This is a genomic window from Psychrobacter sp. UBA6291, assembly GCF_002439405.1.
Classification (GTDB): domain Bacteria; phylum Pseudomonadota; class Gammaproteobacteria; order Pseudomonadales; family Moraxellaceae; genus Psychrobacter; species Psychrobacter faecalis.
This window is the reverse complement of the sequence record NZ_DJUD01000049.1, coordinates 1-24,419: the sequence shown is the minus strand read 5'-3', so window position 1 is coordinate 24,419 and position 24,419 is coordinate 1. Positions and strand designations below refer to the sequence as shown.

The window sequence follows — 24,419 nt, the reverse complement described above, 5'->3', positions numbered from 1 at the left end:
ATATGATATGTTGCAAGAGCAGTGTTTATGGAACATGACCGCGCCGAATATTGACGCTTATAGCCAAATGAGTAGCGATACCCAAGCGGCGGTGTGCATTATTGGCGGCGGATATACTGGGTTGTCAGCGGCGATTCATCTGGCTGAAAAAGGCGTCAAGGTTGTCTTACTTGAAAGCCAAACCATCGGTAGTGGCGGCTCGGGAAAAAGCGTTGGGCTCGTGAACGCCGGAACTTGGGCGCGCCCTGATGACTTGAATATCAGTCTGGGTGAAGTGGCCGGTGAGCGTTTGACCCAAGCGCTTGGACAAGCACCAAGTTTGGTGTTTGATCTAATCAAACGCTATGATATCGACGCCCAAGCCACCCAAGCGGGCAACCTTCACATGGCGCATAATGCCAAAGGTGAAATCGATGTCGATATCAGATACGAGCAGCTGCGCCGCCGCGGTGCCAATGTTGAGGTATTGACTGGCAGCAAATGCCATGAATACTGCGGTACCACCAGTATTAATAAAGCTTTATTAGACCACCGCGCTGGTACCATCAATCCGCTGGCGTATGTCAGAGGGCTTGCCAAAGTTGCCACCAATCTTGGCGTGACGATTTACGAGCATTCTGGCGTTGAAGCACTAGAAAAGGTGGACGGTCATTGGTATGCAAGAACCGCCAAAGCGCGCGTCAAGTCTGAGCGCGTCATCATCGCTACCAATGCCTATAGCGAAGGCGAATGGACAGAAATTAAGAAAACTTTTTATCTGGTTTATTACTATCAAATCGCCTCTGAACCACTGAGCGGCGAGGCGGCAGAGCGCATTTTACCTTATAAAACAGGGGCGTGGGATACCCGCTTGGCTCTATCGAGTTTCCGCCGTGATAATGACAATCGCCTATTATTGGGCACGGTTGGTGGGACGCAAATGAAACCAAAATCCTTTTATCAAGCGTGGGCCAATGCGGTGCAAAAGAGCTATTATCCAGATCTGCCTGCCTTTAATTGGCAATATGAATGGTGCGGTAGCTTTGGCTTTACCCAAGATCATATCTTTCGCGTGATGGAGCCCGATGAAGGTTTGCTGACCGCGACCGCCTATAATGGTCGCGGCATCACTACCGGTACGCTCATGGGTAAATGCTTTGCTGAGTATATATTGACTGGTAATAGAGAGAGTATACCTATTCCCTTCAAGACCTTAGAAGAAGCGAAAATCCCTTTTGCAGGCATTAAATCTGGCTTTACGGAATTGGGACTGACTTTATACCACGCTGGTCAGTGTCTTAAAATTATCAGATAGCATGTTTATTTACATAGTATGGTTATTTATTTGGTTAAAATTCGACTAAATACTTATAAATATCATAGCCAATATGGCCGTCGCTATAAGTCATACATTTAAGCTTATCGTTAATATTATTTTTAAAATTATAAACCGTGATAAAAGCTTTAATAAATGGCGGGTTGCTTGTTAGCTTTTTTAATGTCACATTTAGGGATTGTTAATAATAAAATTACAGGGCAGTTTAAGGAACATTATGCGAATTTTAGACATTCATACGGTAAAAAAACAGCTGACCATGTCGATGGCAATTGAGGCGATTGAGGAATTACTCAACGTGCAAGGCGAGCATCCGACTTGGGTCAAAACGCCTGAACGCCTTGTCATTCCGACTTTTGAGGAAAGTAGTACAAAAAGCTCTGGTAGCCATTTATCCATGCCGGCAGTGGTATTTGACGGTACTAATGAATATGCAATCGTCAAGCTGGTTACTATCTGCCCAGACAATCCTAAGCGTGATAAACCGACAACCATGGCCAATGTTACGGTCTCCGACAATGACACAGGAGAGATGTTGGCCTTTTTGGATGGGGTCTATATCACCCAAGTACGCACCGCAGCGCTGTCTGGTATCGCAACTAAATATTTAGCCAATCCCGATAGTCAGGTGGCAGCAGTGGTCGGTACGGGCGGTATGGCGTATGAACAGCTCAATGCCATTCTTACCGTACGTCCAAATATCAAGCAGGTGAACCTTTGGAACCGAACCGAGCAGACCGCGCATAAATTTCAGGAGAAATTTAAAAAAGACTATCCACAATGGGACGTTGATTTTACGGTGTGCGACGATATCGAAGCGGCGATTCTAGACGCCGATATTATCAATTTGGCAACGCGTGCGACGTCAGGCTTGTTCGAAGCGGCGCAGATAAAAGCCGACGCTCATATCAATGCCGTTGGTGCCTATCAAGCATCGATGAAGGAAGTGAGCAATTCGGTGATAGAAGCCAGCACGTCTGTCATTATCGATGACGCCGAGGGCGGCTTGCATGAAGCAGGCGATTTAATCCAAGCTCATGAAGACGCTGATAGTACTTGGACGTGGGATAAGCTGACGGGAACGCTAAGTGATTTGATCAATGAAAAAGTCACAATTGACCTAAATGCCAATAAAGGTATCACGCTGTTTAAGTCGGTTGGCGCGGCAAGCTTCGATGCCGCCGTCGCGTTAAAGGTTGCTCAAAAGGCCAAAAAAGACGATTTGGGCCAGTTTGTTGCGTTATAAAAGCTGGCTGCTAATAAGGTAACAGTTTTTAAGACAACGATTTTTAAGACAACGATTTTATTTTGGTCTAACGATCTCGAAGAGTATTGATATGCGCTATGACGTGATTGTAGTTGGGGCAGGCATTGTAGGAACTTCTATCGCGTGGCATCTGCAAAAAAACAACGCGCAGGTACTCTTACTTGATAAAAAGCCCCCAGGAGAAGAAACCTCCTATGGTAATGCGGGCATTATCACCAGAGAAGCGGTCAATACCAAACCTTTTCCGCGAAGTGCTAAAGAGATTTCTAGTGTATTGCCCAATAACCGTACCGATATTCGCTACCGCTGGTCAGCGTTATATGGTTTTCAGCGCCCTTTATTTCAGTACTGGCAGCACTCTTGTACAAAAAATGTTAAAGTCATCGATAAAGAATGGGCGACGCTGATTAAGCATTGTACCAATGAGCACGAGCCGATGATTAAAGCGGCTGGCGCAGAAGCACTGGTCAGTAAAATAGGCTGGATTGAGCTTCATCGTCATTTGATTGATTTTGAAAAAGCTATTAGCAAAGCCGTAAAGGCTGCGGAGCAAGGCGTAGAGTATCAAGTGCTATCGCTAGTAGCGCTGCAAGCCCTAGAGCCAAATCTAAACGTTACCGATTATATTGGCGGTATCCACTGGAAAAACTCGTGGCAAATAAACAATCCTAGCCGTTTGGTGAAAGCTTATGCAAAAAGCTTTGCAGCCATGGCGGGCGAGGTTAAGCAGTCAACCGTGACAGATATTATGCAAACGGCAGAAGGCTGGCAAGTTGTATGCGGCGATGATACCTACGCTTGTCAGCATGTCGTGATAGCGGCGGGGCCTTGGTCAGCTGAGCTTATCAAGCCACTGGGTTATAACATACCGATGTTTCCTATGCGTGGCTACCATCAGCATTTTAAGATCACACCCAAAAACGCCCTTTCACACAGCTTATTCGATGTCGATAAAGGGTTTGTGATGGGTGCAATGGAGCAAGGCATCAGAGTTACCACGGGTGCTGAAATGGCAAATTTAGACGCGCCAAAAAAATTTGACCAACTAGAAGCCGTGTTGACTCATGCAAGAAAACTTGTGCCACTTGAAGATGCCGTGGAGTCTGAAGCATGGTGCGGGACAAGGCCTTGTATGCCAGATATGAAGCCAGTGATTGGCCCTGCATCAAAACATGATAACTTGTGGTTTGCGTTTGGTCATGCTCATCAGGGGCTGACATTAGGGCCCGTCACAGGACGTCTTATCGAAGAGATGATTCATAATAAGCCGTTATTTATCGATGCTAAGCCCTTTAGTAGTCATCGTTTCGCTGCTAATCTTTAACCGTTTTCCAAAGCGACTGCCTCCCTTTTTCATCTTTCTTTCTTACATCATTCATTTTACTTCTATATCGATTAATACGTGAGCTAGGGCGTTTTGCCGTAACGCTTAAGCCATATCGTTAGTACTATTGATAGTCAAACACCCACCCTGAAAAAATGGAAATGAGGTAATATTAAGCTTAGAAAAGAAGTGGAAATGTAAATAAAAAAGGAGTTTAAAAATGAAAGGAATCACGCGCTTCTCAAATAGCTTAATGGAGAAATATTTACCTGATCCATTTTTGTTTGTCATTATCTTGACCTTGGTTATTTTTGTCATGGGCTTAGGTCTGACCGATTCCTCACCGATACAAATGGTGGCGTTTTGGGGCGAAGGATTTTGGGCACTACTGGCGTTTTCGATGCAAATGGTGTTGGTGCTAGTCACAGGTTATGTGTTGGCCAGTAGTCCGATATTTAAAAAAGCGCTGGGTAAACTGGCCAGCTTTGCAAAGTCGCCCAGTAGCGCGATTATATTGGTCACCTTGGTATCCCTTGCCGCTAGCTGGATAAACTGGGGCTTTGGCTTGGTGATTGGCGCGTTATTCGCAAAAGAGTTGGCCAAACGGGTCGAAAATGTGGATTACCGTTTGCTGATTGCCAGTGCGTATTCTGGTTTTATCATTTGGCATGCAGGTTTCTCTGGCTCGATTCCGTTATCCATTGCAACAGAAGGCCATCCCTTCGTCGATAAAATTGGGGTGATTCCAACGAGTGCTACCATTTTTGCGAGCTATAACTTAATTATCGTCGCGGCATTGGTCATTATCGTGCCGTTATTAAACCGTTTGATGATGCCAAAACAAGAAGATACGGTGACAGTAGATCCAAAACTTTTAATAGACCCTATCGTTGAGGCGCTTCCAGCAAAGTCAGAGATGACCCCAGCGGAGCGTTTAGAGAATAGTTGGATTTTATCCATGATCATTGGCTTATTGGGTATTGCTTTTATCGTTTATTATTTCGTGCAGAACGGCTTTGCTTTAACGCTCGACTTGGTGAACTTCATGTTTTTATTCCTTGGGATAATATTCCACGGAACGCCGCGTAAGTATTTGATTGCCATACAAGAAGCGGTCAAAGGGGCGGGCGGAATTATCGTCCAATTCCCGTTTTATGCGGGGATTATGGGTATGATGACGGCTTCTGGTTTGGCCGGAGTGATGTCAGAAGCGTTTGTCAACGTTTCGACAGTGGATACGCTCCCGCTTTTTGCTTTTTTAAGCGCAGGACTGGTTAACTTTTTCGTCCCTTCAGGTGGCGGACAATGGGCCGTGCAAGCGCCAATTATGTTAGAGGCGGCGGAGATGCTCGGTAGTGATCCAGCCAAAGTTGCGATGGCGGTAGCGTGGGGTGACGCTTGGACAAATATGATTCAACCGTTTTGGGCGTTGCCTGCCTTGGCAATCGCTGGACTCAAGGCCAAGGATATCATGGGCTTTTGTGTCATTGTGCTGATTGTCAGCGGTGTTGTGATTGGGCTGGGGTTGTTGTTTTTATAAATAAAACTCCTAGTAATGGCCTTACCTAGTTGATAGGTGAGGCTTTTTTTTGAAAAACCAAAACGCCTTACGCAAAAAACAATATCGTCCCATGAAATGCGAACCCTAATGGGGTATCATAGCTATCCTAAAAAGAAATGAATCGCTTAAAGCAGCATTGATAAAGCAGCATATCAATTCTCTTACACAAATATTTATACCAGACCATTGATATAAGGCGTATCACGATGCAACAAAGACAGAATCCTATGGAACAAACGCCAAACACGGTAGAGCATCAACCGGTCTTTATGCCTAGAGTCAATAGTGATAATTTGGTCAAAACGGACATGGTAAGGTTTGAGCGCCACGTGGGGTTTGCCAGTAGACAAAAGAAAAAATCCATCAATGATATGCATCAAGTCATTCGCAAAAAATATGGCTTTAGCCATGTTTTAGAGCTGTCTAGCAAATCTGGCAATAAACTCAGTTTCCCGCTCAGTCCATTAAGCTTAAAAATTACCAATGAGCATGACGGTCAAGCCTATAGTGTCGAAAATGCTTTGCAAGCCAGTAAAGTATTCGAGAATGGTGGGCCGTATCTTGACTTACTGACCGTCGCACCAAGACAGGCCAAAAAAGACGAGCGTTTAACAACCTCTGGTGAGCTGATTGGCTATGATTATTTTGGCATGGAGTGGAGCCTTGAGCCATTGACTGCGTTTTATGATTGGCTGTATGTCAATGCGCTCAAGCAAAATCCTCAGCTACATGAGGAAGTCATGCAGTATCAGGCCTTTACTGATCGTGAGTTTAATCCCAAAAAATCTATCCATTGTGCGGCCTATTCGCTAGCGATGTTTGTCGCGCTCAATAAACGTGGGTTGCTTGATGGCGTTGAAGACCCGATTGTGTTTTATGATTTATACCATGACTTTAAAGTCAGTAATACGGCTAAACTTTTGGAAAATGGTTTGCTTTGATGGGTGTTTTTAATTAAGTTATTGAGCAGAAAGAAAGTTAAGCATAAAAAAAGCACCGAGCTTGCATGGCTTGGTGCTTTTCGTTTTTAGCGTGAAGATTGTTATTTCTAATTCAACGTTAATATTTACAGCAACTCTTTACGCAGCTGGGCAGGCGTTTTAGGCGATAACAAGCTAGGCGCGACATCGAGGACGGTTTTTGCGCCATTCTCTCCTGCTTGATTCATTTTATAAGCAGCGCGGGCATAAGCCACGAGCACGCTGGCGGTAAATTCAGGGTTGCTGCCAAGCTTTAACGAAAACTCTAACACTTGGTTGTTTTGCGCATTATCCATACCGCTTACGCCACTGCGAATAACGAATCCACCGTGCGGCATCTTTTGATGGTCACGCTCAAACGTTTGCTCGTCAATAAAGTGCACTGTGGTATCGTAGTCGGCAAAGTAATCTGGCATGGTGACGATGGTATCGCGTATGCTATCGCTATCGGCGCCATCAGCGAGCACGATATAGCATTCACGGGTATGTTTCTCGCGGGTGCTTAGCGTTGGCTGCTCACCATTGCGTACTTTTTCCATCGCAGATTCTGAGGGAATGGTATATTGCACGCCTGATTTGACGCCGTCGACGCGGCGTACTGCATCTGAATGTCCTTGGCTTAAGCCTTTACCCCAAAAGGTGTAAGTTTCGCCAACGGGTAAAATGGCCTCGCCGTATAAACGGTTGATAGAAAACAAACCGGGATCCCAACCAACAGACAACATGGCAACTTTATTAGCTTTCTTAGCTGGTGCATCAAGCGCGGCAAAGTACTCAGGGATTTTGGCGTGAGTATCAAAACTGTCAACGATATTAAATAAACCAGCGAGCGCTGGACCTTGCTCAGGTAAATCAGACTTAGAGCCGCCACATAATATCAGCACATCTATCTCGTCTTTATATTGGGCAATATCGTCCATGGCGTACACGGGCACGCTGTTGTCAATCAGGGTGACGGAGGCAGGGTCTCGGCGACTGAATACACAGACTAACTGCATGTCTGGGCTTTGTTTGATGGCGGCTTGCGCGCCGCGGCCAAGATTGCCGTAACCGGCGATGGCGACTCTAATTATTGGGGTCATTATGATTAGCCTTACGTTGGTGTAGCGGACAGTCACTTACTGCTGGTGTGATAAGTATCAAGTAACAATGCTATGCAATTCATACTTACTGAGAAGTAAAGTATGCGCAGTAATCTGCCCTGTAATGAATAACTGATTGCTAGAAATGGCATCTATTTTAGAGGATTATGTTTACAAGTGATAGGGCGCGGTCATACTAAATTTCAGATGTGTTTAAGTATGTACCTTATATAATATGACTGCCTCAATGAGTCGCTAAGTTGTTTTTAGTAATGATAAACAGGTTTGGGTTCATCTCTCTTAAAATAGCTACTGAATTTCCTATATAATGTCAGCTATCTCGTTATTGATTATTCATTCAATTCAGTCTTTTTCTTAGTACAAAAAGCTTTTTATTAGGTGAAAATGGCACTTTATGTTTAACACTTCCTCGACTCGTTTAAATAAATATATTAGCGAAAGCGGTATTTGCTCTCGGCGCGACGCTGACCGTTTTATTGAACAAGGTAACGTGTACGTCAATGGCAAACGTGCTCAAGTAGGTGCGCAAGTGGTTGCTGGAGATACGGTAAAAGTTAACGGGCAACTCATTGAGCCACGAGAAGCAGACGATTTCATTTTTATTGCGTTGAACAAACCAGTCGGGATTGTGAGCACCACAGAAAGCTCTGAGAAAAACAATATCGTTGATTTTGTTGGACATAGCGACCGTATTTTCCCGATTGGGCGTCTGGATAAAGATTCTCAAGGTTTAATCTTTTTAACGAGCAATGGCGATTTGGTTAATAAGGTGTTGCGTGCGGGTAATAACCATGAAAAAGATTATGTGGTGACGGTCAATAAGCCGATAACGGATAGTTTTATTGAAGGTCTAGCAGGTGGCGTACCTATTTTGGGGAGAATGACAAAAAAATGTCCGGTGACTAAGGTAGCGCCTACCGTGTTAAATATTACGCTAGTACAGGGATTAAACCGTCAAATTCGCCGTATGTGTGAGCATTTTGGCTATGAAGTCGTAAAGCTTGAACGCACACGGATTATGAATGTGAGTCTAAAGGGTATTCCCGTTGGAGACTGGCGAGATTTAACCCCAAAAGAGTTGTCCGTTTTACTGAAATCTGTAGAAGATTCTTCTTCAGAAGACAATACTGCGGCTAAGAAATCACGTAAGTCGCCACGAAAAAAACCGCGTACTGATACCTCATCAAAATCAAAAGAGTCGTCAAAACCAGCGGGCGCAGCAAAGCACAATGCTAAACACCCCAAAGATGGCGCTAGAAAACCAGCGGGTTCTAAAGGTAAGCGTCCTTTCGGGGATAACAAGAAGTCTGGCGGCAATGGCAAACCTGCGGCCCATGGTAAGCGTCCTTCAAAAGGTCGAGGTTCTTCGCGGTCCTCAAAACGATAGGCCAGTAGGTAATGACTTTTGATGCAGTAGAGCAGTTAAGTTAGGTTAGTCACCAAACTCAGTAGTGATATAATGCCCCGATAATCGATATTTTATAAAGGGTTTACATTATGGCTCGTACCGCTAGCGCCTTACACATTTTAGTAAAAGACAAAGAACTGGCTGATGACATTATGGCCAAACTTAAAAAAGGTACGCAGTTTGACGTGCTGGCTAAGAAACACTCAACTTGCCCATCAGGTAAAAAAGGCGGCAACTTAGGTGAGTTTAAAAAAGGTCAAATGGTACCAGCATTTGATAAAGTTTGCTTTAACGGCGAACTTTTCACCCCGCATTTAGTGAAAACTAAATTTGGCTGGCATGTGGTTAAAGTGCTTTATAGAACGTAAGCGTTAGGTATTTATTTACTCAATGCACGAGAGTTATATAAAAACGCCAGTCGCTTAAATAATAACGATAAGCTCATTACTCAAAAAAAGCACATTACCTCTAGATATTACTGAAAGTTTGGTAATAAAACGTCACAACATGGGCTATTGGCTGAATTTTTGATGATAGAAGGTGAAATTATTGCTCCGCAGCATTGGCAACTGACTTTAAGTAGGATAAAAGAGGTTAGGGACTTTAAGAAGAAGCATAAACTCGGTATTGCCATTAGGGTAGAGACTAACCAAAATTGCGATTGGAATTACCTAAGTTTGGTTCTACAGTTTCTTGAGCACAGCTCATTCAGCTAAAACAATAGGTTAAACAAGAAATGACTGGTTATCTAGGACAATCCCTTAATTTTTAACGAATACTGTGCTTATCTTTAATTGAGGCCACTTTTTAAAAGTGGCCTCTTTTATTGTGCTATTTTCATCTTTGACGTTTTCTGTCAAAAAGTAGTGCTATCTCATGACGTAGGCCTTCACTGTATCAAAAATATTTCAATAGTGTATTGATAATCATTATTATTATCTTTATCATGTACAAACTCTAATGTAACAAACCATATATTTACTCACCAACACTTTAATAAATAGCTCATTTTTTATAGCGTTTTATTAAGCTGACAAGTAATCGTGAGCATTGTTGCTTTGAATAACTGCCTTCCCTCAAATCCTCCTCACTTTCATTGAGATACCATTGATGTTTATGATTACACAAAGTAGAAAACAGCATAAACCTAACCCTAACCCTTTAAGTTGGTGCGTTAAGCAAACCATGTACCTTTCAGCCATTGCTTCGTTGGCAGTAAGCTCATCTATGATTCATGCTGAAATACCGCAGCAAAAACAAATCGGTGAAGAAGATATCGAAATCAATCGTGACGACAATAGGTCAGAACCAAGTACCACGCTACCAACTATCGTGGTCATGGCAGAGACCAATAAACAAGTCACGGAAAATACTGACAGCTATACAATCCCTGTCATCGGTAGCGCCACGGGTATGGACTTGTCGGCCAAAGAAACCCCGCAAGCGGTCAGTGTGGTTACCAACCAGCAAATCAAAGATCAAAATTCAAACACCTTAATAGATGTGCTTAAACGCACGCCTGCTATCCAAGTAAGTAGCGTTGATGGCGCGCGTAATGGTCTTTCATCAAGAGGCTTTGCTATCAATAGCTTCCAAATTGACGGCTTAAATACCGATTTTGTCCAGCAAGCTGCCATGGGCGAATACTCTGCTAATACCGCGATGTTTGACCATGTTGAAATCGTACGCGGCGCGACTGGTTTGATGAGTGGCTCAGGCGACCCTTCTGCCAATGTCAACTTGATACGCAAGCGGGCTGATAGTAGCGTTCCTGCTACAGAGCTATCCGCCAATGTTGATCGTTATGGGCAATATGGTCTCAGTGTTGACCGTAGCCAGCCATTAAGCGAAAGCGGTGCGGTACGAGGCCGAGTGGTGGCAAGTTATCAAGATGGTGACACCTTTGTTGACCGTCAAGAACTGGGTCAAAGTCTAGTGTATGCCACAGTAGATGCAGACCTGGGCGACAGCACTACAGTCAGTGTGGGTGCTAGCCGTCAACACAATAAATCAAAATCAACCATGTGGGGCGGTTTGCCAAACTACCTAAGTGATGGCTCAAAAGCGGATTGGGATACCAGTAAAAATGGCAGCGCAGATTGGACAAACTGGGATTCTGATAATACCTATTACTTTGCAGATATTGACCATGATTTTAATGCCGATTGGAACTTGACCACCAATGCCAGCTATAACGAGAGTGACAGTAGTCCAAAGCTGCTTTATATGTATGCCAATGGCGACCAAGTCGTGAATCCTGATACCGGACTGATTTTTAACCTAAACCCATTTCATGCCGATACCGAACGCAAACAGTTCAATATCAAAAGCAAGTTAACCGGTAATTTTGATGCGTTGGGAAAGACGCATAAGCTCATCGTAGGCGGTTCCTATAGTAAAAGTGATCTTGATACTTTCACTTATAAGTCACCGCCTGATGGTATATTGCCGCTCCCAGATTTTTCTGACTGGGATGGCAGTTATCCTGAACCAGAATGGGGAGAGCGCAATCGCAGCTCTGATGTCACAACCAAAGAAAAAGCTATCTTTGCGGCAACTCAGCTCAAACCATCGGATCCTTTAGCCGTTATTTTAGGCACGCGTGTGTCTGATTTTGAACGCTCAGGTGTGCAGTATGGCCGAAACGTCAACACGGAAGCCAAACACATCTGGACTCCGTACGCAGGTATTACCTATGCGGTTAATGACAATCACAGTCTTTATACCAGCTACAGTGATATCTTCAAACCTCAAACTCAGCGTGATATAAATGGCAAATTCCTCGATCCTATTGAAGGTAAAAACTATGAAATCGGTCTAAAAAGTGAGTCAGATAATGGCGCATTACAAAGCCAAGTGAGTATTTTTAGAATCGAGCAGGACAACCTTGCTCAACTCGATGGTGGTCAAATAATACCCGGCACCGACCTGGAAAAAGCCTACTACGGAGCAAAAGGTGCCACCAGTCAGGGCGTAGAAGTACAAGTGTCTGGTCAAATCAGCGACCAACTACAAGCGAGCGTTGGTTATACGCATTTTAATGCTGAAGACAACAAGGGCAAAACCATCAATACAGGCTTTGCTGATACCACACTGAATCTTTTTGCCACTTATAATCTTGATCATATCATCCCTAATTTAACCATTGGCGGCGGCGTTGACTGGTCAAATGGATACTATGGTATTGTCAAAAACCCTGTGACGAAACAATCTGAAAAGTACGGTCAAGATGACGTGACGCTTGCCAATATCATGGCAAGATATAGCTTTAACGACAATCTTGAAGCGCAGGTTAATGTGAATAATTTGTTCAATCAAAAGTATCTTGCGGGCAGCACTTTTAGTGAATTGACTTACGGTGAGCCTTTGAATGTAGTCGGCAGATTAACCTATCGCTTTTAATCGATCGCTTTCACTTTTATGCCGATCATGACCTTTTACTTTCATACGCAGGCAGTCACATGAGTAAGCGCCGTAGCAGTCATGGTTTTTATCTACCTGAGTTTAAAGTCCTCAGTCGTATTCTTTTAGCGATTATTGGTAGCTATGGCATCGCGGTGCTTACGAGTTTGACGTTTTTGGCCTTACCTATAGATGAGATTTCTGCCATCTATTGGGGTCAAATTGCTAGCCTTGTTGTATGCGCGCTCATTCTTGTCTTAGTATTTTCTTTGCGACGTTTATGGCTGGCATGGACGCTGGTCGTCGGTATTGCAGGGCTATTAGGGATGATTGATTATGTCGCTATTTAGATTTTTCTCACCATCAGGCTGTTATTATGCCCTCAGACACTACTAAGATCCAAACTGCCACAATGAGTAATATTCAGACAAAAAGTAAAACTAAAGTGAAGGGCTATCGAGTCATTTTGTCTGACGTCCATACTTGGTTTGGTCTATTATTAGGTTGGTTGCTGTTTACCATTTTTCTGATGGGCACGGTCAGTTATTTTAATAATGAGCTGACAACATGGATGCAACCTGAAATTCCGGCACGCTCTCAGCAAACGCCATTAACGTCTTCAACATTTACGCACAACCGAAATGTGACGAATCTAAAAGATAAGTCAGATGGTTTTGGTAGGGCAATCGCTCACTTACAGCAAACCCAAGCCCATGCCAAAAACTGGTTTATTGCTAAAGATATTGATAGCGATAATATTGCTCAACGTCTGCATATCAATGTGACTACAGATGACAAAAGGCTAAAATATCATTTTGATACGCAAACCCAAATGGCATATACGCCAAGAGATACCGTAGGCGGTCACTTCTTTTATCGTATGCATTTTGATTTGCATTATATGAGTGTGATATGGGCCAGAATTATCGTCGGTATAGCTTCTATGATGATGTTGATTGCTATTATCACAGGCGTTATTGTCCACAAAAAGATATTTACGGATTTTTTTACCTTTCGTTGGGGTAAGGGGCAACGCTCGTGGCTTGATGCGCACAATGCTTTTTCTGTGCTGCCAATACCGTTCCATTTGATGATTACCTTTACTGGTATCATTACCTTAATAACCTTGTATATGCCGTGGGCAGGCATGGTATCTGGGGTAGATAATGAAGAGTTTCTTAAGGAAATTTACTCTTATCGGGCAGCGGATGCAACCGAGTTACAGGCTGCCCCTATGGCCAGTATTGCTCCATTGCTTGCCACGACACAATCTGATTGGCGAAAACGTAACCCCAATTATACCGTGACCAGTGTCAGTATTAATCATCCCAATACTGACCAAAGTATGATTATTATCGACGGTAAAGCTGAGCATCAATTATCGACGCTAGGGGTGTTTCGTATTTATGATGGACGAACAGGAAAAGTACTCAAAGACAGTCGACCGCCGCCGCTCGCTGTGCAAACACAAGCGGTCATGATAGGTTTGCATGCAGGGCGCTTTGCTGATAATTGGCTGCGTTGGTTGTACTTTTTATGTGGTACAGCGGGCTGCGGTATGATTGCAACAGGCTTAGTCCTTTGGACAGTTAAACGTCGCCGCCAATTATTAACTATAGATAAGCCTGATTGGGGTTTTTGTTTAGTAGAAAAGCTCAATATTGCGACGCTAGCGGGATTGCCTTTAGCAATGATAGGTTTTTTATGGCTCAATCGTTTATTGCCGTTAGAGTTAATAGGGCGAGGCAAGTGGGAAGTAGATGGGTTTTTTATCATCTGGGCGTTTGGTTTCTTGCTGACGTTATTACTGTCTAGTCGTCAGGCGTGGCGTCTATTATTATCATTAATTACTCTATTGCTTTTATTCACACCGCTACTCAACGGCCTAACTACCGAGCGTGGATTGCTTCATAGCATCTTGAGCGTCGATGTGCTCTTTATTAGCTTTGACGTTGTGTTTTTTATTCTAGCGCTGCTGTTTGCTTATATTACTTATATGGTCAGTTTTAAGAAAGCATCTCACCAGCAAAAAATAAAGTCGCCTAGTCGTTCAAAGCTTCAGATGGAAAATGTATAGTATGTCTAACGCGCTGTTATCTGGATTGCTATTGGCATTTAATCTGCTAGGTATGATGGCATTAATGATGACCAGTAAAAGACATAGGGATAAGTTTCATCATGATGAGCAGAAACGATATATCACTAAACAGCAATGGTTACGATGGCTGGGATTGCTACTGCTATTGATAGGTTTCATTTTCCCTTTTTTTGCACCTCATACTGGTTATTTTATCGTTGTCTGGTTTGCTAGCTTAATCGTAGCAGCAGGAGTTGTATATTTAAGCATGGTTATTTATGAAAAACTGGCATAGCCAGTTTATATAAAAGCGCCAAATTCAAAATAAAATGCTGCTATAAAATTTCCCCGCTTGCAGTATGCTTTGATATTAAACATTTTAATAGTACGACTTATTAGCAATTATTCTAGCTGAGCAATTACTCTAACATAGCAATGGCGTCCGCACTGGCGCGTTGGCGTTCTTCTGCATTTAACTCTGTCAGCTTTCCTTCTTTCATCATCAACAAGCGGTCGGCATGCTCAAAATAACCGTCGTCATGACTGATAATAAACAGCGTTTTGCCCATGGCTCTTAATTCAGGAATCAGCGTTTGATAAAATACTCGGCGAAAAGCAGGGTCTTGGTCAGCGGCCCATTCATCGAGCAGCAGAAAGTCTTTTTGTTCGGCGACAGCGAGCAGCATGGCCAAGCGTTTGCGTTGTCCTTGTGACAGCTTGTCGGTAGACAATCGATGGTCAGTTACCGTCACTTTATCTTGCAAATTTAATTTATGTAGCCACTCAGTTACTAAGGACATATCAGGGTCATTGTCTTGACTGCCAATCAGTTGTTTAAAAAGATGTTGATCGCTAAAAATAGCAGAAAACAGCTGCCGATAATTGGTATTGTTATCCGAATCAATCGTCTGCTGGTCTACTTTTACAGCGCCTGTCGTAGGCGTAAAAATACCAGTAATTATTTTTGCAAGGGTAGACTTACCACTGCCATTAGAGCCTATCAAAAATACCACTTCGCCACGTCTCAAGGTGAGATTGACATTTTTTAAAATGTCATCAGTAAGCAACTCATTTTCAGGTATACCTTCTTGTGTATGGTGGTTTATACCTTGATAGCGATAACTCACATTGTTCAGTGAGATGGTCTGCCACTCATTTGCTGCTATATTGGTTAAAAACGCTGGTTGATAATCAGCAAGCGCCAACGTCTGGATTTTATCTAACGCGACTTGCGCCGTTTGTAAAGTGGGATAAGCGCCAACGGCTTGTAGCAGCGGCGATTGCATAAATAAAATAGTTAAAGAAAAAGTAGTGGCAACGCTCATGGGTATATTAAGATAGTTTGAGACGGCAAAGACGACGCCAATCGCTGCAAACATCATAATGTTCGACCAATTCACTGCTGATAAGTGAAAGGTATCCGCTTTAATAACACGCTCTTTATAGGACTGGGCGTGACTCAAAAACTCATTGGTATACAGCTTTTGCGCGCGGTGCTGATTAAGTGCAAGCTCTTTTCGCCCTTCGATAATAGATTGATAATCTTGATACAAAAGATCATTAATCTCCCTTAATTCTGTTAAGTGCTTATAAACGTGCTTCACCAAAATGGTGCTTATCCAAATCGTCATTACAATCCAAACCATGATGATTAGCAATAGTGGCAATGACAACCAACCCAAATATAAGGCGACTCCGCTAGATAAAATAACCCCTTGAACCAACTCTGGCATACGGACAAAGGCGACGGTAATCGATTGGATATCGGTAGACAAGCTGGCGAGTAGTTGGGCGTTCCCTAACTTATCAATCTGCGGAACGTTGGTATCGATGATTTGTTTGACCAGCTTGGTTCTGAGCTCATACACAAATCTATGACCCAAGCGGGTTAGGGCATATTGTGATAAAAAAGTCGTGACCAATAGCAGAACCACTAACGCTGAAAAATAGCCTAAGCTCTGCCATGATAAGGTATTAAAAACAGGCTGACTGATAAAGGTGTGATTAATATAAGCAATAATACCCACACTAACAGCGGCATTGACTAAGTTAAGTAAGATAACTTTGAAAAAAGGCAGCCGATAATGCGACCAGATCATATGGTATAGAGAGGCTGTAGCGCGAGAGGACATAAGGACTCAATAATAAAATGAATTTTGCATATTTTTAGATAGCACAAAAGGGAGTAGGTGGCGCCTAATCCCTTTTATTCAAACCCGATAATGATTCTATAACGACAGTTTATTCAGTATAGTCGTTTCATTGGCGAAGCTTAGCGTTAAAATTTAAAAGTTAAACGTCGCTGAAACTTTTAAAGCCGTGGGTTCACCGGCACTTAAATAACCAGCATTTGTATAGCCACCGACTGATTGCCAATAATCTTCGCCCGTGACATTGGTTACCATGCCTTTTAAGGTTACATCTTGTCCGGCCAGCACGGTTTTATAGCGAGCTCCAAGATCTAACGTGGTATAACCGTCAACCTTTAAGGTATTGGTATTATCAGCATAACGAGGGCCCGTATGAATGATATCACCTGTTAAGGTTAATCCTTCGAGTGCCGCAACATCATATTCTAGATTGACATTGCTCTGTAAGGTAGGAAGACCAATGACTTTATTACCATCTAACGCCGCATCACCGGTGTCTTTTTGTTTGGCACTTAAATAACTGACCCCTGCATTTAAGCGCATGTTTTCACTAGGGCTACCAAATACGGTCAGTTCTACGCCTTGGTGACGGTTTTTACCAGCAGATATAAGGGTGTTTGAAGCATCGATATAGTCACGTGCGGCATCAGTGCGATATATTGCCAAACTACTGCCAATAAGCCCGTTGTCATACTTCACGCCAATTTCAGTTTGTTCGCTCACGTAAGGGTCCAAAGCTTGACCCGCATTAGTAACGGGAGCATTGTTATTTGTCTGCGGGGCTGTTTTTCCTGGTGCTAAGCTTTCAATATAGTTACCGTAGAATGACCAGTCCATGTTCGGTTGATAGACAATACCGATACTTGGTGTCCACTCACTCTTATCATAATGAGCCGTTTCTGCCTGCGTGTTGGCATCATAGCTGGTGGTTTTTATAGTTTGATGACGCACACCCAAGGTGGTTTTCAGTTTGTCATCGAACAGCGATATGGTGTCAGCCAGTGCAAAGCTTTGGAGTTGCTTTTCATTGGTTAATTTTGGATCGTCTAGGTTACCGCCAAACGTAGTTGTACTTGTAAAAGGGACTTCCGTGTAGTCGGTAGGGCGGTAAAAATTGGTCGCTAGCTGATTGCCAAAATCATATGCGAATGCGCCTTTTTCTTCTTGATCATAGAGGTTTGCGGCCAACACCAAGTTATGAGTCACTTCACCGGTTTGTAATTTACCACGTAGACCAAGCTCGGCACTTTGTACCAAATCTTCTCTAGAGTTATCAAAACGATAAATCGTGCCCGCACCATCAGCACTGTTGACGGTTAAGGTGGCTAGTGAGTTTTCTTCCTCGCCACTTCGTATGCCGTAAGCACCATAAGCGGTGAGATTATCATTAAAGTCATATTCTCCTCTGATGGTACCAAAGATATCTTTTTCATCTGAGTACGTCCAAGGCTGCGCCCAATTTTTTGAGCCGTCTGGCGCTTTTGGTACACGAGAAACACCGCCAAGATTGACACTAGGGCGAGTCTCTTTGAGTTTGTTGTCTTGCCAGCCCAAATCTGCTGATAATCGGTATTGCTCGCCTTTATAATCTAGACCAAGCGCTGCCAATCCCAATGTTGAAGATTCATCATCGATGGCACTATCGCCATCTTGATAAGCGGCGTTAAAGCGCACGCCAAAAGCGTCCTCAGTGCCAAAACGGTCACTCACGTCGACGGCAATTTTACCTTGGTCACCTTGACCATAACCAAGCGTTAATTGGCGTAGCGGGTCATTACTAGCACGTTTTGGTAATAGGTTAATCGTACCACCAGCATTGCCGCCACTAGGTGCGGCACCATTTAGCATGGCAGAAGCGCCGCGTTGGACTTCAACACGCTCGAACAGCTCCGTTGCGATATACTGTCGGGGCAAAATACCATATAGGCCATTAAACATCGTATCATCTGATGTGGTGATGAAACCGCGCATAAAGTAAGCTTCTTGAAAGTTACCAAAACCTCTGGCCACGCGGACAGTTGGGTCTTTTTTAAGCAGGTCGCCCACGCTTTGTGCTTGTTGGTTGGCAATGTATTCGTTGGTATACGATGTAGTAGAAAATGGCGTATCCATGATGTCTTGATTGCCCAAAATTCCCACACGGCTTCCAGTCGCCATTTGGCCACCTTCATAAGCATCTGGCAATCCATCCGCTGACGCGTCCGCACTACTGGTTACCACAATCGTATCAAGTACCACACTTGGCACATCTGATTGACTATCGTTATTTATATCGGTTTGTGCCCACGCTGCTTGGCTTGCAGCAAGTAAAACGACTGAAGTAGAAATATGAAAGGTACGCAGTGATTTTACTGAAAATGGGTGACGCGCTCTGTTAGATGCTTTGAGGCAAAATAGAGCAGAATATAGGCGAGACAATTGCATGAATGTTACCAATATGTAAGTTAAATCACTATTATAATGATAAGCATTTTCATTACAATAGTGGCGCGTTATTAATTTTAAAAAATTTTTAAAGCCCTAAATAGCGATAATGTTGTCGTGTCGTTATTGAAGTATTAACCATATAGGTTACGCTCTAATACGCCGCATCAAATATAGGAAATATGCCCCCCCAATAATAGCAGCGATGGTGCCAGCAGGAATCTCATAGGGAAATATGAGATAGCGTCCAACCCAGTCTGCTATGACCATTAAGCCGGCGCCTAAGATAGCGGACAGTTGAATTTGACGTTTGAGCTTCACCGCGCCTAATGTGCTGGCAAGGTGAGGAATCATCAGACCCACAAAACTGAGCGGACCCACTGCTAGCGTTGATATCGTACTCAGTAATGCTACAAGAATGAGTATCAAGCTTTGATACAATCTCAAAGATACCCCAAGCTCACGGGCAATCCCGCTACCTAAGCTCAATATTTCTAACGGTTTGATCACCATAAAGCTTAATAGGAAAAGTATAAAAGCCAACCCTACTAAAATCCATGCCGTTTCTGGACTGGCAAGGTACGTAGAACCTGATAGCCAACTTAACACGGCTTGTAACCGTTGATCGCCAGATATTTTTACCAGACTTAATAAACCGCCCATCAATGCGGCAATGGCCACACCAACCAACAATAAATAAGCTGGATTGATACGACGGGCAAGCCATAAGATCAAACTAAGGACGATAAAAGCGCCCAACAATCCTGATAATATAATACCTGTATAGCCAAAACTGGGTAGGAAAACAAAGGCCAATACCACGCCTATTGCTGAGCCTGAGCTAATACCGAGTACTTCAGGGCTAGCCATAGGATTGCGAGTCAAGGTTTGTAGCAGCACGCCAGCAGTGGCTAGCATTACGCCAGTGGCGGCTGCGCTTAACGTGCGAGGCAATCTAAAGTCAATAATTAAATGTCTTAGCGTACTAAGCTGCCAGCCATTTGAAGTCGCCGTAAAGATAAGTACGCCTATGATCAACAGTATTAAGGCGATTCCCCAACCTATTAAGTGAGTGTCACGGCGTTCTGAAATCAAGGTTGGAATAACCCCATCGGTATGTTGACGACTTTGGCTCACAATTAACCATATCACCAATGGCGCACCAAGGATGGCCGTCATTGCATCAACAGGAATATTTAGGCTTAAATAATGTTGTAATAGCGTCGTGGCATTACTGGTGATCCATAACAACAGCGCCCCAAACACATAACCCAAAAGCAGGCGGTAACCAATACGCCGTACCGAAAACACATTCACCAGTGTGGCAGCCCCTAAGCCAATAAAACCAATAGGGCCCACGCGACTGACGACAAGGGCGGTCAGTAGTGCCACCAATCCCACCACCAATCCACGAATGAGGTTGATAGGAACGCCCAAACTTTTGGCTTGCCTATCATCTAAGCTCATTATTTCTAATGGCTTTAATAAGGGCATTAAGCTAATAAAGGCGACCACACTAGCGATGAGTAATATGACAGATACTTGCCAGTTATTCTGCGTGAGACTACCCGCCGCCCAAACCATAACGTTTAAGGTTTCTTCAGCATAATAAATCAATAATAAAGCAGTAATAGCGCCCAATAAAATATTGGTCACCAGTCCACCAAGCACTAATACCAAAGGATTCATGCGACTAGGCGCAGCTAGAAGAAACACAATCGCCATACTACCAAGCGCGCCAATAAAGGCGACCCAAAAACTTCCCCCTAATGCCAAACTAGGCAGAAATAACGTGACAATGAGTAGCGCCATATTTGCACCGCTACCGACTGCCAATGTCGTGTCTGAGGCCAGTGTATTTTTTACCAGCTGTTGTAATAACACACTGACCAATCCTAAAAGACCGCCAGCGGTTAATGCTACCAACATGGTCGGTAGGATTTGTAGCTGGGTACTCATATCCGAAAGTGATAGGTCAAAAGAGGGGGTGAACAATTCTAAAAAAGTGAGAGACCATAGCTGATGTACGACTGCATAACTGCTGACTACTGCTAGCAGCATTAAGAAAACGACCATCATATAAATACGGTTAGCTGACAAAAAATTATTTTTATTCATCATAAATCGGTATGGCCTACAAAAGTGACATTCGTTAAGCGCTCAGCCAAAACATTCATAGAAGCCACGCCACTGTTGTTCCATGTCGCAGGCAGTAAGGTGATACAGCGGCCTTTTTTGCTAGATGCATGCGCTTGATCAAAGGAATAACCCAAGCGCTGCCACACTAAGCTGTCTTCTAATTCAAGTTTGAGAAGGTCACTAAGAGGTTCAACGACCACAAGGCAAGTATCGTCATCAAGCTGCGCTAAATCTCCTAGCATAATGGGCGTAAACCCCCATTGATTGCCATCTGCCAACGCCACTAGCTGTAGTCCCATCGTCTCTAAAGCAGGTTGAAACAAGCTATTATAAGAAAACATACGCAAATTATTGGTATCGGCAAATTGCACGACAGCCAATTTTTTGATATGAGGATAACGCGCATGAAAAGTCTGTCCTGCTTGTATGATTTGTTTCTTACTGGTGTCTAGATAATCTTGTGCGGCTTGCGGTTTATTGATAGATCGGCCCAATTCTAACGTCGGTTCTATAAAGTCTTCCCACTTTGCGATTTGGTTGGGACTGGTCAATTCAATAGAGTGGATAGGCAAATCGCCGTACATAGGACGCAAGTGCGCATAAAAATCGTTGTCTATGACCAAATCCAAGTCTAGCTGTGAGAGCATTTCAGGATTGGGTTGGTAGCGTGTTCCCACGTCGAGAGTCGTATCAGGTATAAGAGGCTTACCAACCCATTCTCTATAGAAAGGTTTGTCGCCCATAGCAACTGGTGGGTATCCCATGGCCGTCAGCGTCGCCGCAATACCCCAATCAGGCGTCATGACTTTAGGCGTTTTTTGACTGTTTTTAGGCGACAGAGCTTGTGGCGCTTGTGAGGTGGCGTCAGACGACTGGCAACTGCTTAACAATAAACTTGAGCATAATGCCACACATAGCCCGAACGAAAAGGTGCGCGCTTTCATATAACTGCGACTTTATGAGTAGTGGTAGGATGGGTTAGTAGGGTAAAGTCGACACCAAATATCGAGCGCAGTACATCCTTTTCCATGGTGTGTTTGACATCATTCATATGGCACAGCTTGCCTTGTTTTAGGGCGATAAATTCATCACAAAACCTTGCTGCTAGATTTAGGTCGTGCAGGATAATCACAACACCTAAGCCTTGCTCATCGACCAATTGACGAATCAGTTTTAACACTTCTATTTGATAGACCACATCCAGCGCTGCTAGTGGCTCATCCAATAGAAGATACTTTGTTTGCTGGGCAAGGCACATCGCCAGCCAGACGCGCGCACGCTCACCACCTGACAACGTCGATACTTGGCGATCTCTAAAGGCGTCAACTTGAGTGAGGGCGATGGCTTTTTCTACTCGTTGATGGTCGTCGGCAGTCGGCTTTTGCAGCCATTTCTGATGAGGGTATCTGCCCAACATCACAAGCTCATAGACCGTAAAAGCACCCGCATCAGGTAGATTTTGCGGTAAATAGGCAAGATGCGTGGCCAGTCTTTTAGCAGAAAAGCTTCGCAAATCTTGTCGCTCTATCTCAATACCACCTTGCGTGGGCGTCATCTCTCCTGCCATAGCCTTTATAAGGCTGGATTTACCGGAACCATTATGGCCAATGAGGGCATAAAGTTTATTTGGTTCGATAATAAAAGAAGTAGGATGAAGCAAAACTTTTTTTTGACGTATTAAGCTTAAATTATTGATGTGCATCATAGTGAGCAGTCGAAAGTAAATGGGGCATTTTAAAGAAAAGTAGCTGGTTAATGCAAATGATTTTCATTTTATTTATGGAATTGAAGCAGTTATTGAGCGCGCCAATAGACTTTTATGACCATATCTTGACGAGATAAACCAAGGGTGGATTTTAATCGTTGTCTTAATGACTTGATGTCCGTCGCTTCAAGCGCGCCCCATACTTTGCCAATCTTAAGAGGCAATGTCGTTAATCTTGCATGTAATAAGCTCATGATTTGTTCAGAGAGATCGATTGTCGGCGTTTTAATGATATGAAGTAGATTGTCTTGTAGAAAACGCTCATCATGACCTAAGTGCTGACAGAGATTGAGAGTGTGTAAATAACTGATGTCTTCTGGATCTTCGGTGATAGTAATGACAAGGGGCGGCAACGGATTTTGCCAGTTTTCTAATAGATTGGCGACGGTAGGTAGAGAGGTTTCATCGCAGATTAATAAGCATTGTCCCTCACTGAGGTGTTCTATTTTTTCTGGATAATCGCGCACCGTTTTTATTGGCATGCCGCAGACGAGAGAACGTGCCCAATTGCCACCTGGCGTGTCGCCATGGATATAAACATCTATCCAAGCTTGAACAGACAAGCGGATTGGATCTCGCCATGCTTTTCGCAGGGTGTAGTAGCGCTGTAAAGGTTTATCGTTATTTTCTGACTTACTAATTGTGGGAGATAAAACTTCAGCATTTAACTCAAATAAATACGCGTAGCCTGGATGATTGAGTGGGATATTATCGGGTGCTGTGACCACCAGTCGATACATATTAGGACTGACATAATAACCATCAATCACGCGAAAGTGCTGTTCTTGAAGTTTGATCGTACGCTTACCAAGCTTAGTAGCGGATGCCTGCAATAACGCTATATATTGCTCATTTAGTGTCTCAGCGTCGCTAATAGGTACAAAAAAGTTGATAAAGTATCGATGATTAACACTAGAAATGTTTTCAGCGAGGCTGTTATCGGTAGAACTGTTATCTTTTAACGCATTAGAGTTATTTCGATACCGATTCATCGTCATAACGTCTAACAAAAGGCCGTCGGGATACAGCTCTTTTATCGATACTATATCGTACTCGCCGACTGAGGCAGGCGTAAAAGCATTGATAAACATCGCAAGTTCATCTTGATGCTCTTCATTAAGATGGTGAATGAACATGGCTTTATCAGCGATTGCTAATGGGGTTTTATCGGTGTCATAACGAGTAAGCGTTTCAGCCATAAAGGGTCATCCAAGCCAAAAAATCACATAACGATTCATTCATATAACCGTCAAGTAAATGGCATCTGAAAATATAAGGTAGCGGAGAATAGAGATAAAAATAACAAAGGTTTAATCAATAAGTATTGCGAGTCAAGCAAGGCGATAGAATTAGTAATCGATGATATGAATTAAAAACACCTAAGCGTTATTGATAACCATTAACATCTAGATTATTATTACGTTAATAAGGCTGACTGTCAATGTATTTATAAATAGGAAGTTGTGATTTTATTTGTAATGGAACCCCAGTTCGGGATAAGCGC

Annotated in this window: 18 protein-coding genes; 11 read left to right on the top strand and 7 right to left on the bottom strand. The window is 43.4% G+C overall.

Annotated elements, in window-relative coordinates; genetic code table 11:
- Nucleotides 1-7 precede the first annotated feature (7 nt).
- From B3R91_RS08525 to B3R91_RS08505, 5 genes are all read left to right on the top strand, one after another.
- Nucleotides 8-1,294 (top strand): NAD(P)/FAD-dependent oxidoreductase, encoded by a 1,287-nt coding sequence (locus B3R91_RS08525; protein ID WP_286797217.1) that lies wholly within the window; start codon nucleotides 8-10, stop codon nucleotides 1,292-1,294.
- Nucleotides 1,295-1,532: 238 nt separating this feature from the next.
- Nucleotides 1,533-2,561, top strand: a complete 1,029-nt coding sequence (locus B3R91_RS08520) for an ornithine cyclodeaminase family protein (RefSeq protein ID WP_286797216.1) — start codon at nucleotides 1,533-1,535, stop codon at nucleotides 2,559-2,561.
- A gap of 91 nt (nucleotides 2,562-2,652) precedes the next feature.
- Nucleotides 2,653-3,906, top strand: a complete 1,254-nt coding sequence (locus B3R91_RS08515) for an NAD(P)/FAD-dependent oxidoreductase (protein WP_286797215.1) — start codon at nucleotides 2,653-2,655, stop codon at nucleotides 3,904-3,906.
- Nucleotides 3,907-4,126: 220 nt separating this feature from the next.
- On the top strand, nucleotides 4,127-5,446 hold the full coding sequence (locus B3R91_RS08510) for a short-chain fatty acid transporter (RefSeq protein ID WP_286797214.1): 1,320 nt from the start codon (nucleotides 4,127-4,129) through the stop codon (nucleotides 5,444-5,446).
- Between the two features lie 248 nt (nucleotides 5,447-5,694).
- The gene (locus tag B3R91_RS08505) at nucleotides 5,695-6,408 is read left to right on the top strand and encodes a DarT1-associated NADAR antitoxin family protein (protein ID WP_286797253.1); all 714 of its coding nucleotides are present in this window, start codon (nucleotides 5,695-5,697) and stop codon (nucleotides 6,406-6,408) included.
- Nucleotides 6,409-6,533: 125 nt separating this feature from the next.
- Here the strand turns inward: B3R91_RS08505 and B3R91_RS08500 are convergent, their stop codons facing one another.
- Nucleotides 6,534-7,529: a diaminopimelate dehydrogenase gene (locus B3R91_RS08500; protein ID WP_286797213.1), complete on the bottom strand. Its 996-nt coding sequence runs from the start codon at nucleotides 7,527-7,529 to the stop codon at nucleotides 6,534-6,536.
- Nucleotides 7,530-7,944: 415 nt separating this feature from the next.
- Here B3R91_RS08500 and rluF point away from each other — a divergent pair, with 415 nt between their 5' ends.
- From rluF to B3R91_RS08470, 6 genes are all read left to right on the top strand, one after another.
- On the top strand, nucleotides 7,945-8,937 hold the full coding sequence (rluF, locus tag B3R91_RS08495) for a 23S rRNA pseudouridine(2604) synthase RluF (protein ID WP_286797212.1): 993 nt from the start codon (nucleotides 7,945-7,947) through the stop codon (nucleotides 8,935-8,937).
- A 110-nt stretch (nucleotides 8,938-9,047) separates the two neighbouring features.
- A complete protein-coding gene (gene ppiC / locus B3R91_RS08490) occupies nucleotides 9,048-9,326 on the top strand; it encodes a peptidylprolyl isomerase PpiC (RefSeq protein WP_286797211.1) in 279 nt (92 codons plus the stop codon).
- Between the two features lie 748 nt (nucleotides 9,327-10,074).
- Entirely contained in the window at nucleotides 10,075-12,360 is a 2,286-nt protein-coding gene (locus tag B3R91_RS08485; RefSeq protein WP_286797210.1) for a TonB-dependent siderophore receptor, read from the top strand.
- A gap of 59 nt (nucleotides 12,361-12,419) precedes the next feature.
- The gene (locus tag B3R91_RS08480) at nucleotides 12,420-12,710 is read left to right on the top strand and encodes a hypothetical protein (RefSeq protein ID WP_286797209.1); all 291 of its coding nucleotides are present in this window, start codon (nucleotides 12,420-12,422) and stop codon (nucleotides 12,708-12,710) included.
- Nucleotides 12,711-12,736: 26 nt separating this feature from the next.
- A complete protein-coding gene (locus B3R91_RS08475) occupies nucleotides 12,737-14,437 on the top strand; it encodes a PepSY-associated TM helix domain-containing protein (protein WP_286797208.1) in 1,701 nt (566 codons plus the stop codon).
- 1 nt (nucleotide 14,438) lies between these two features.
- Complete coding sequence (locus tag B3R91_RS08470; protein WP_286797207.1) at nucleotides 14,439-14,732, top strand: DUF3325 family protein; 294 nt, start codon at nucleotides 14,439-14,441, stop codon at nucleotides 14,730-14,732.
- A gap of 124 nt (nucleotides 14,733-14,856) precedes the next feature.
- Here the strand turns inward: B3R91_RS08470 and B3R91_RS08465 are convergent, their stop codons facing one another.
- The 6 genes from B3R91_RS08465 to B3R91_RS08440 all read right to left on the bottom strand — a co-directional run bounded on the left by B3R91_RS08465 (nucleotide 14,857) and on the right by B3R91_RS08440 (nucleotide 24,114).
- Nucleotides 14,857-16,569: a multidrug ABC transporter permease/ATP-binding protein gene (locus B3R91_RS08465; RefSeq protein WP_286797206.1), complete on the bottom strand. Its 1,713-nt coding sequence runs from the start codon at nucleotides 16,567-16,569 to the stop codon at nucleotides 14,857-14,859.
- A 153-nt stretch (nucleotides 16,570-16,722) separates the two neighbouring features.
- Nucleotides 16,723-19,011 (bottom strand): TonB-dependent receptor, encoded by a 2,289-nt coding sequence (locus tag B3R91_RS08460; RefSeq protein WP_286797205.1) that lies wholly within the window; start codon nucleotides 19,009-19,011, stop codon nucleotides 16,723-16,725.
- Between the two features lie 147 nt (nucleotides 19,012-19,158).
- Nucleotides 19,159-21,132, bottom strand: coding sequence for a Fe(3+)-hydroxamate ABC transporter permease FhuB (gene fhuB, locus B3R91_RS08455; protein ID WP_286797204.1), 1,974 nt, complete (start codon nucleotides 21,130-21,132; stop codon nucleotides 19,159-19,161).
- The gene (locus B3R91_RS08450; RefSeq protein WP_286797203.1) at nucleotides 21,129-22,094 is read right to left on the bottom strand and encodes an ABC transporter substrate-binding protein; all 966 of its coding nucleotides are present in this window, start codon (nucleotides 22,092-22,094) and stop codon (nucleotides 21,129-21,131) included. Before B3R91_RS08450 ends, fhuB begins: the two co-directional genes overlap by 4 nt.
- Entirely contained in the window at nucleotides 22,091-22,852 is a 762-nt protein-coding gene (locus tag B3R91_RS08445) for an ABC transporter ATP-binding protein (protein ID WP_349681539.1), read from the bottom strand. The genes B3R91_RS08450 and B3R91_RS08445 overlap by 4 nt, the downstream gene beginning before the upstream one ends.
- A gap of 92 nt (nucleotides 22,853-22,944) precedes the next feature.
- Nucleotides 22,945-24,114, bottom strand: a complete 1,170-nt coding sequence (locus B3R91_RS08440) for a siderophore-interacting protein (protein WP_286797201.1) — start codon at nucleotides 24,112-24,114, stop codon at nucleotides 22,945-22,947.
- Between the last annotated feature and the right edge of the window lie 305 nt (nucleotides 24,115-24,419).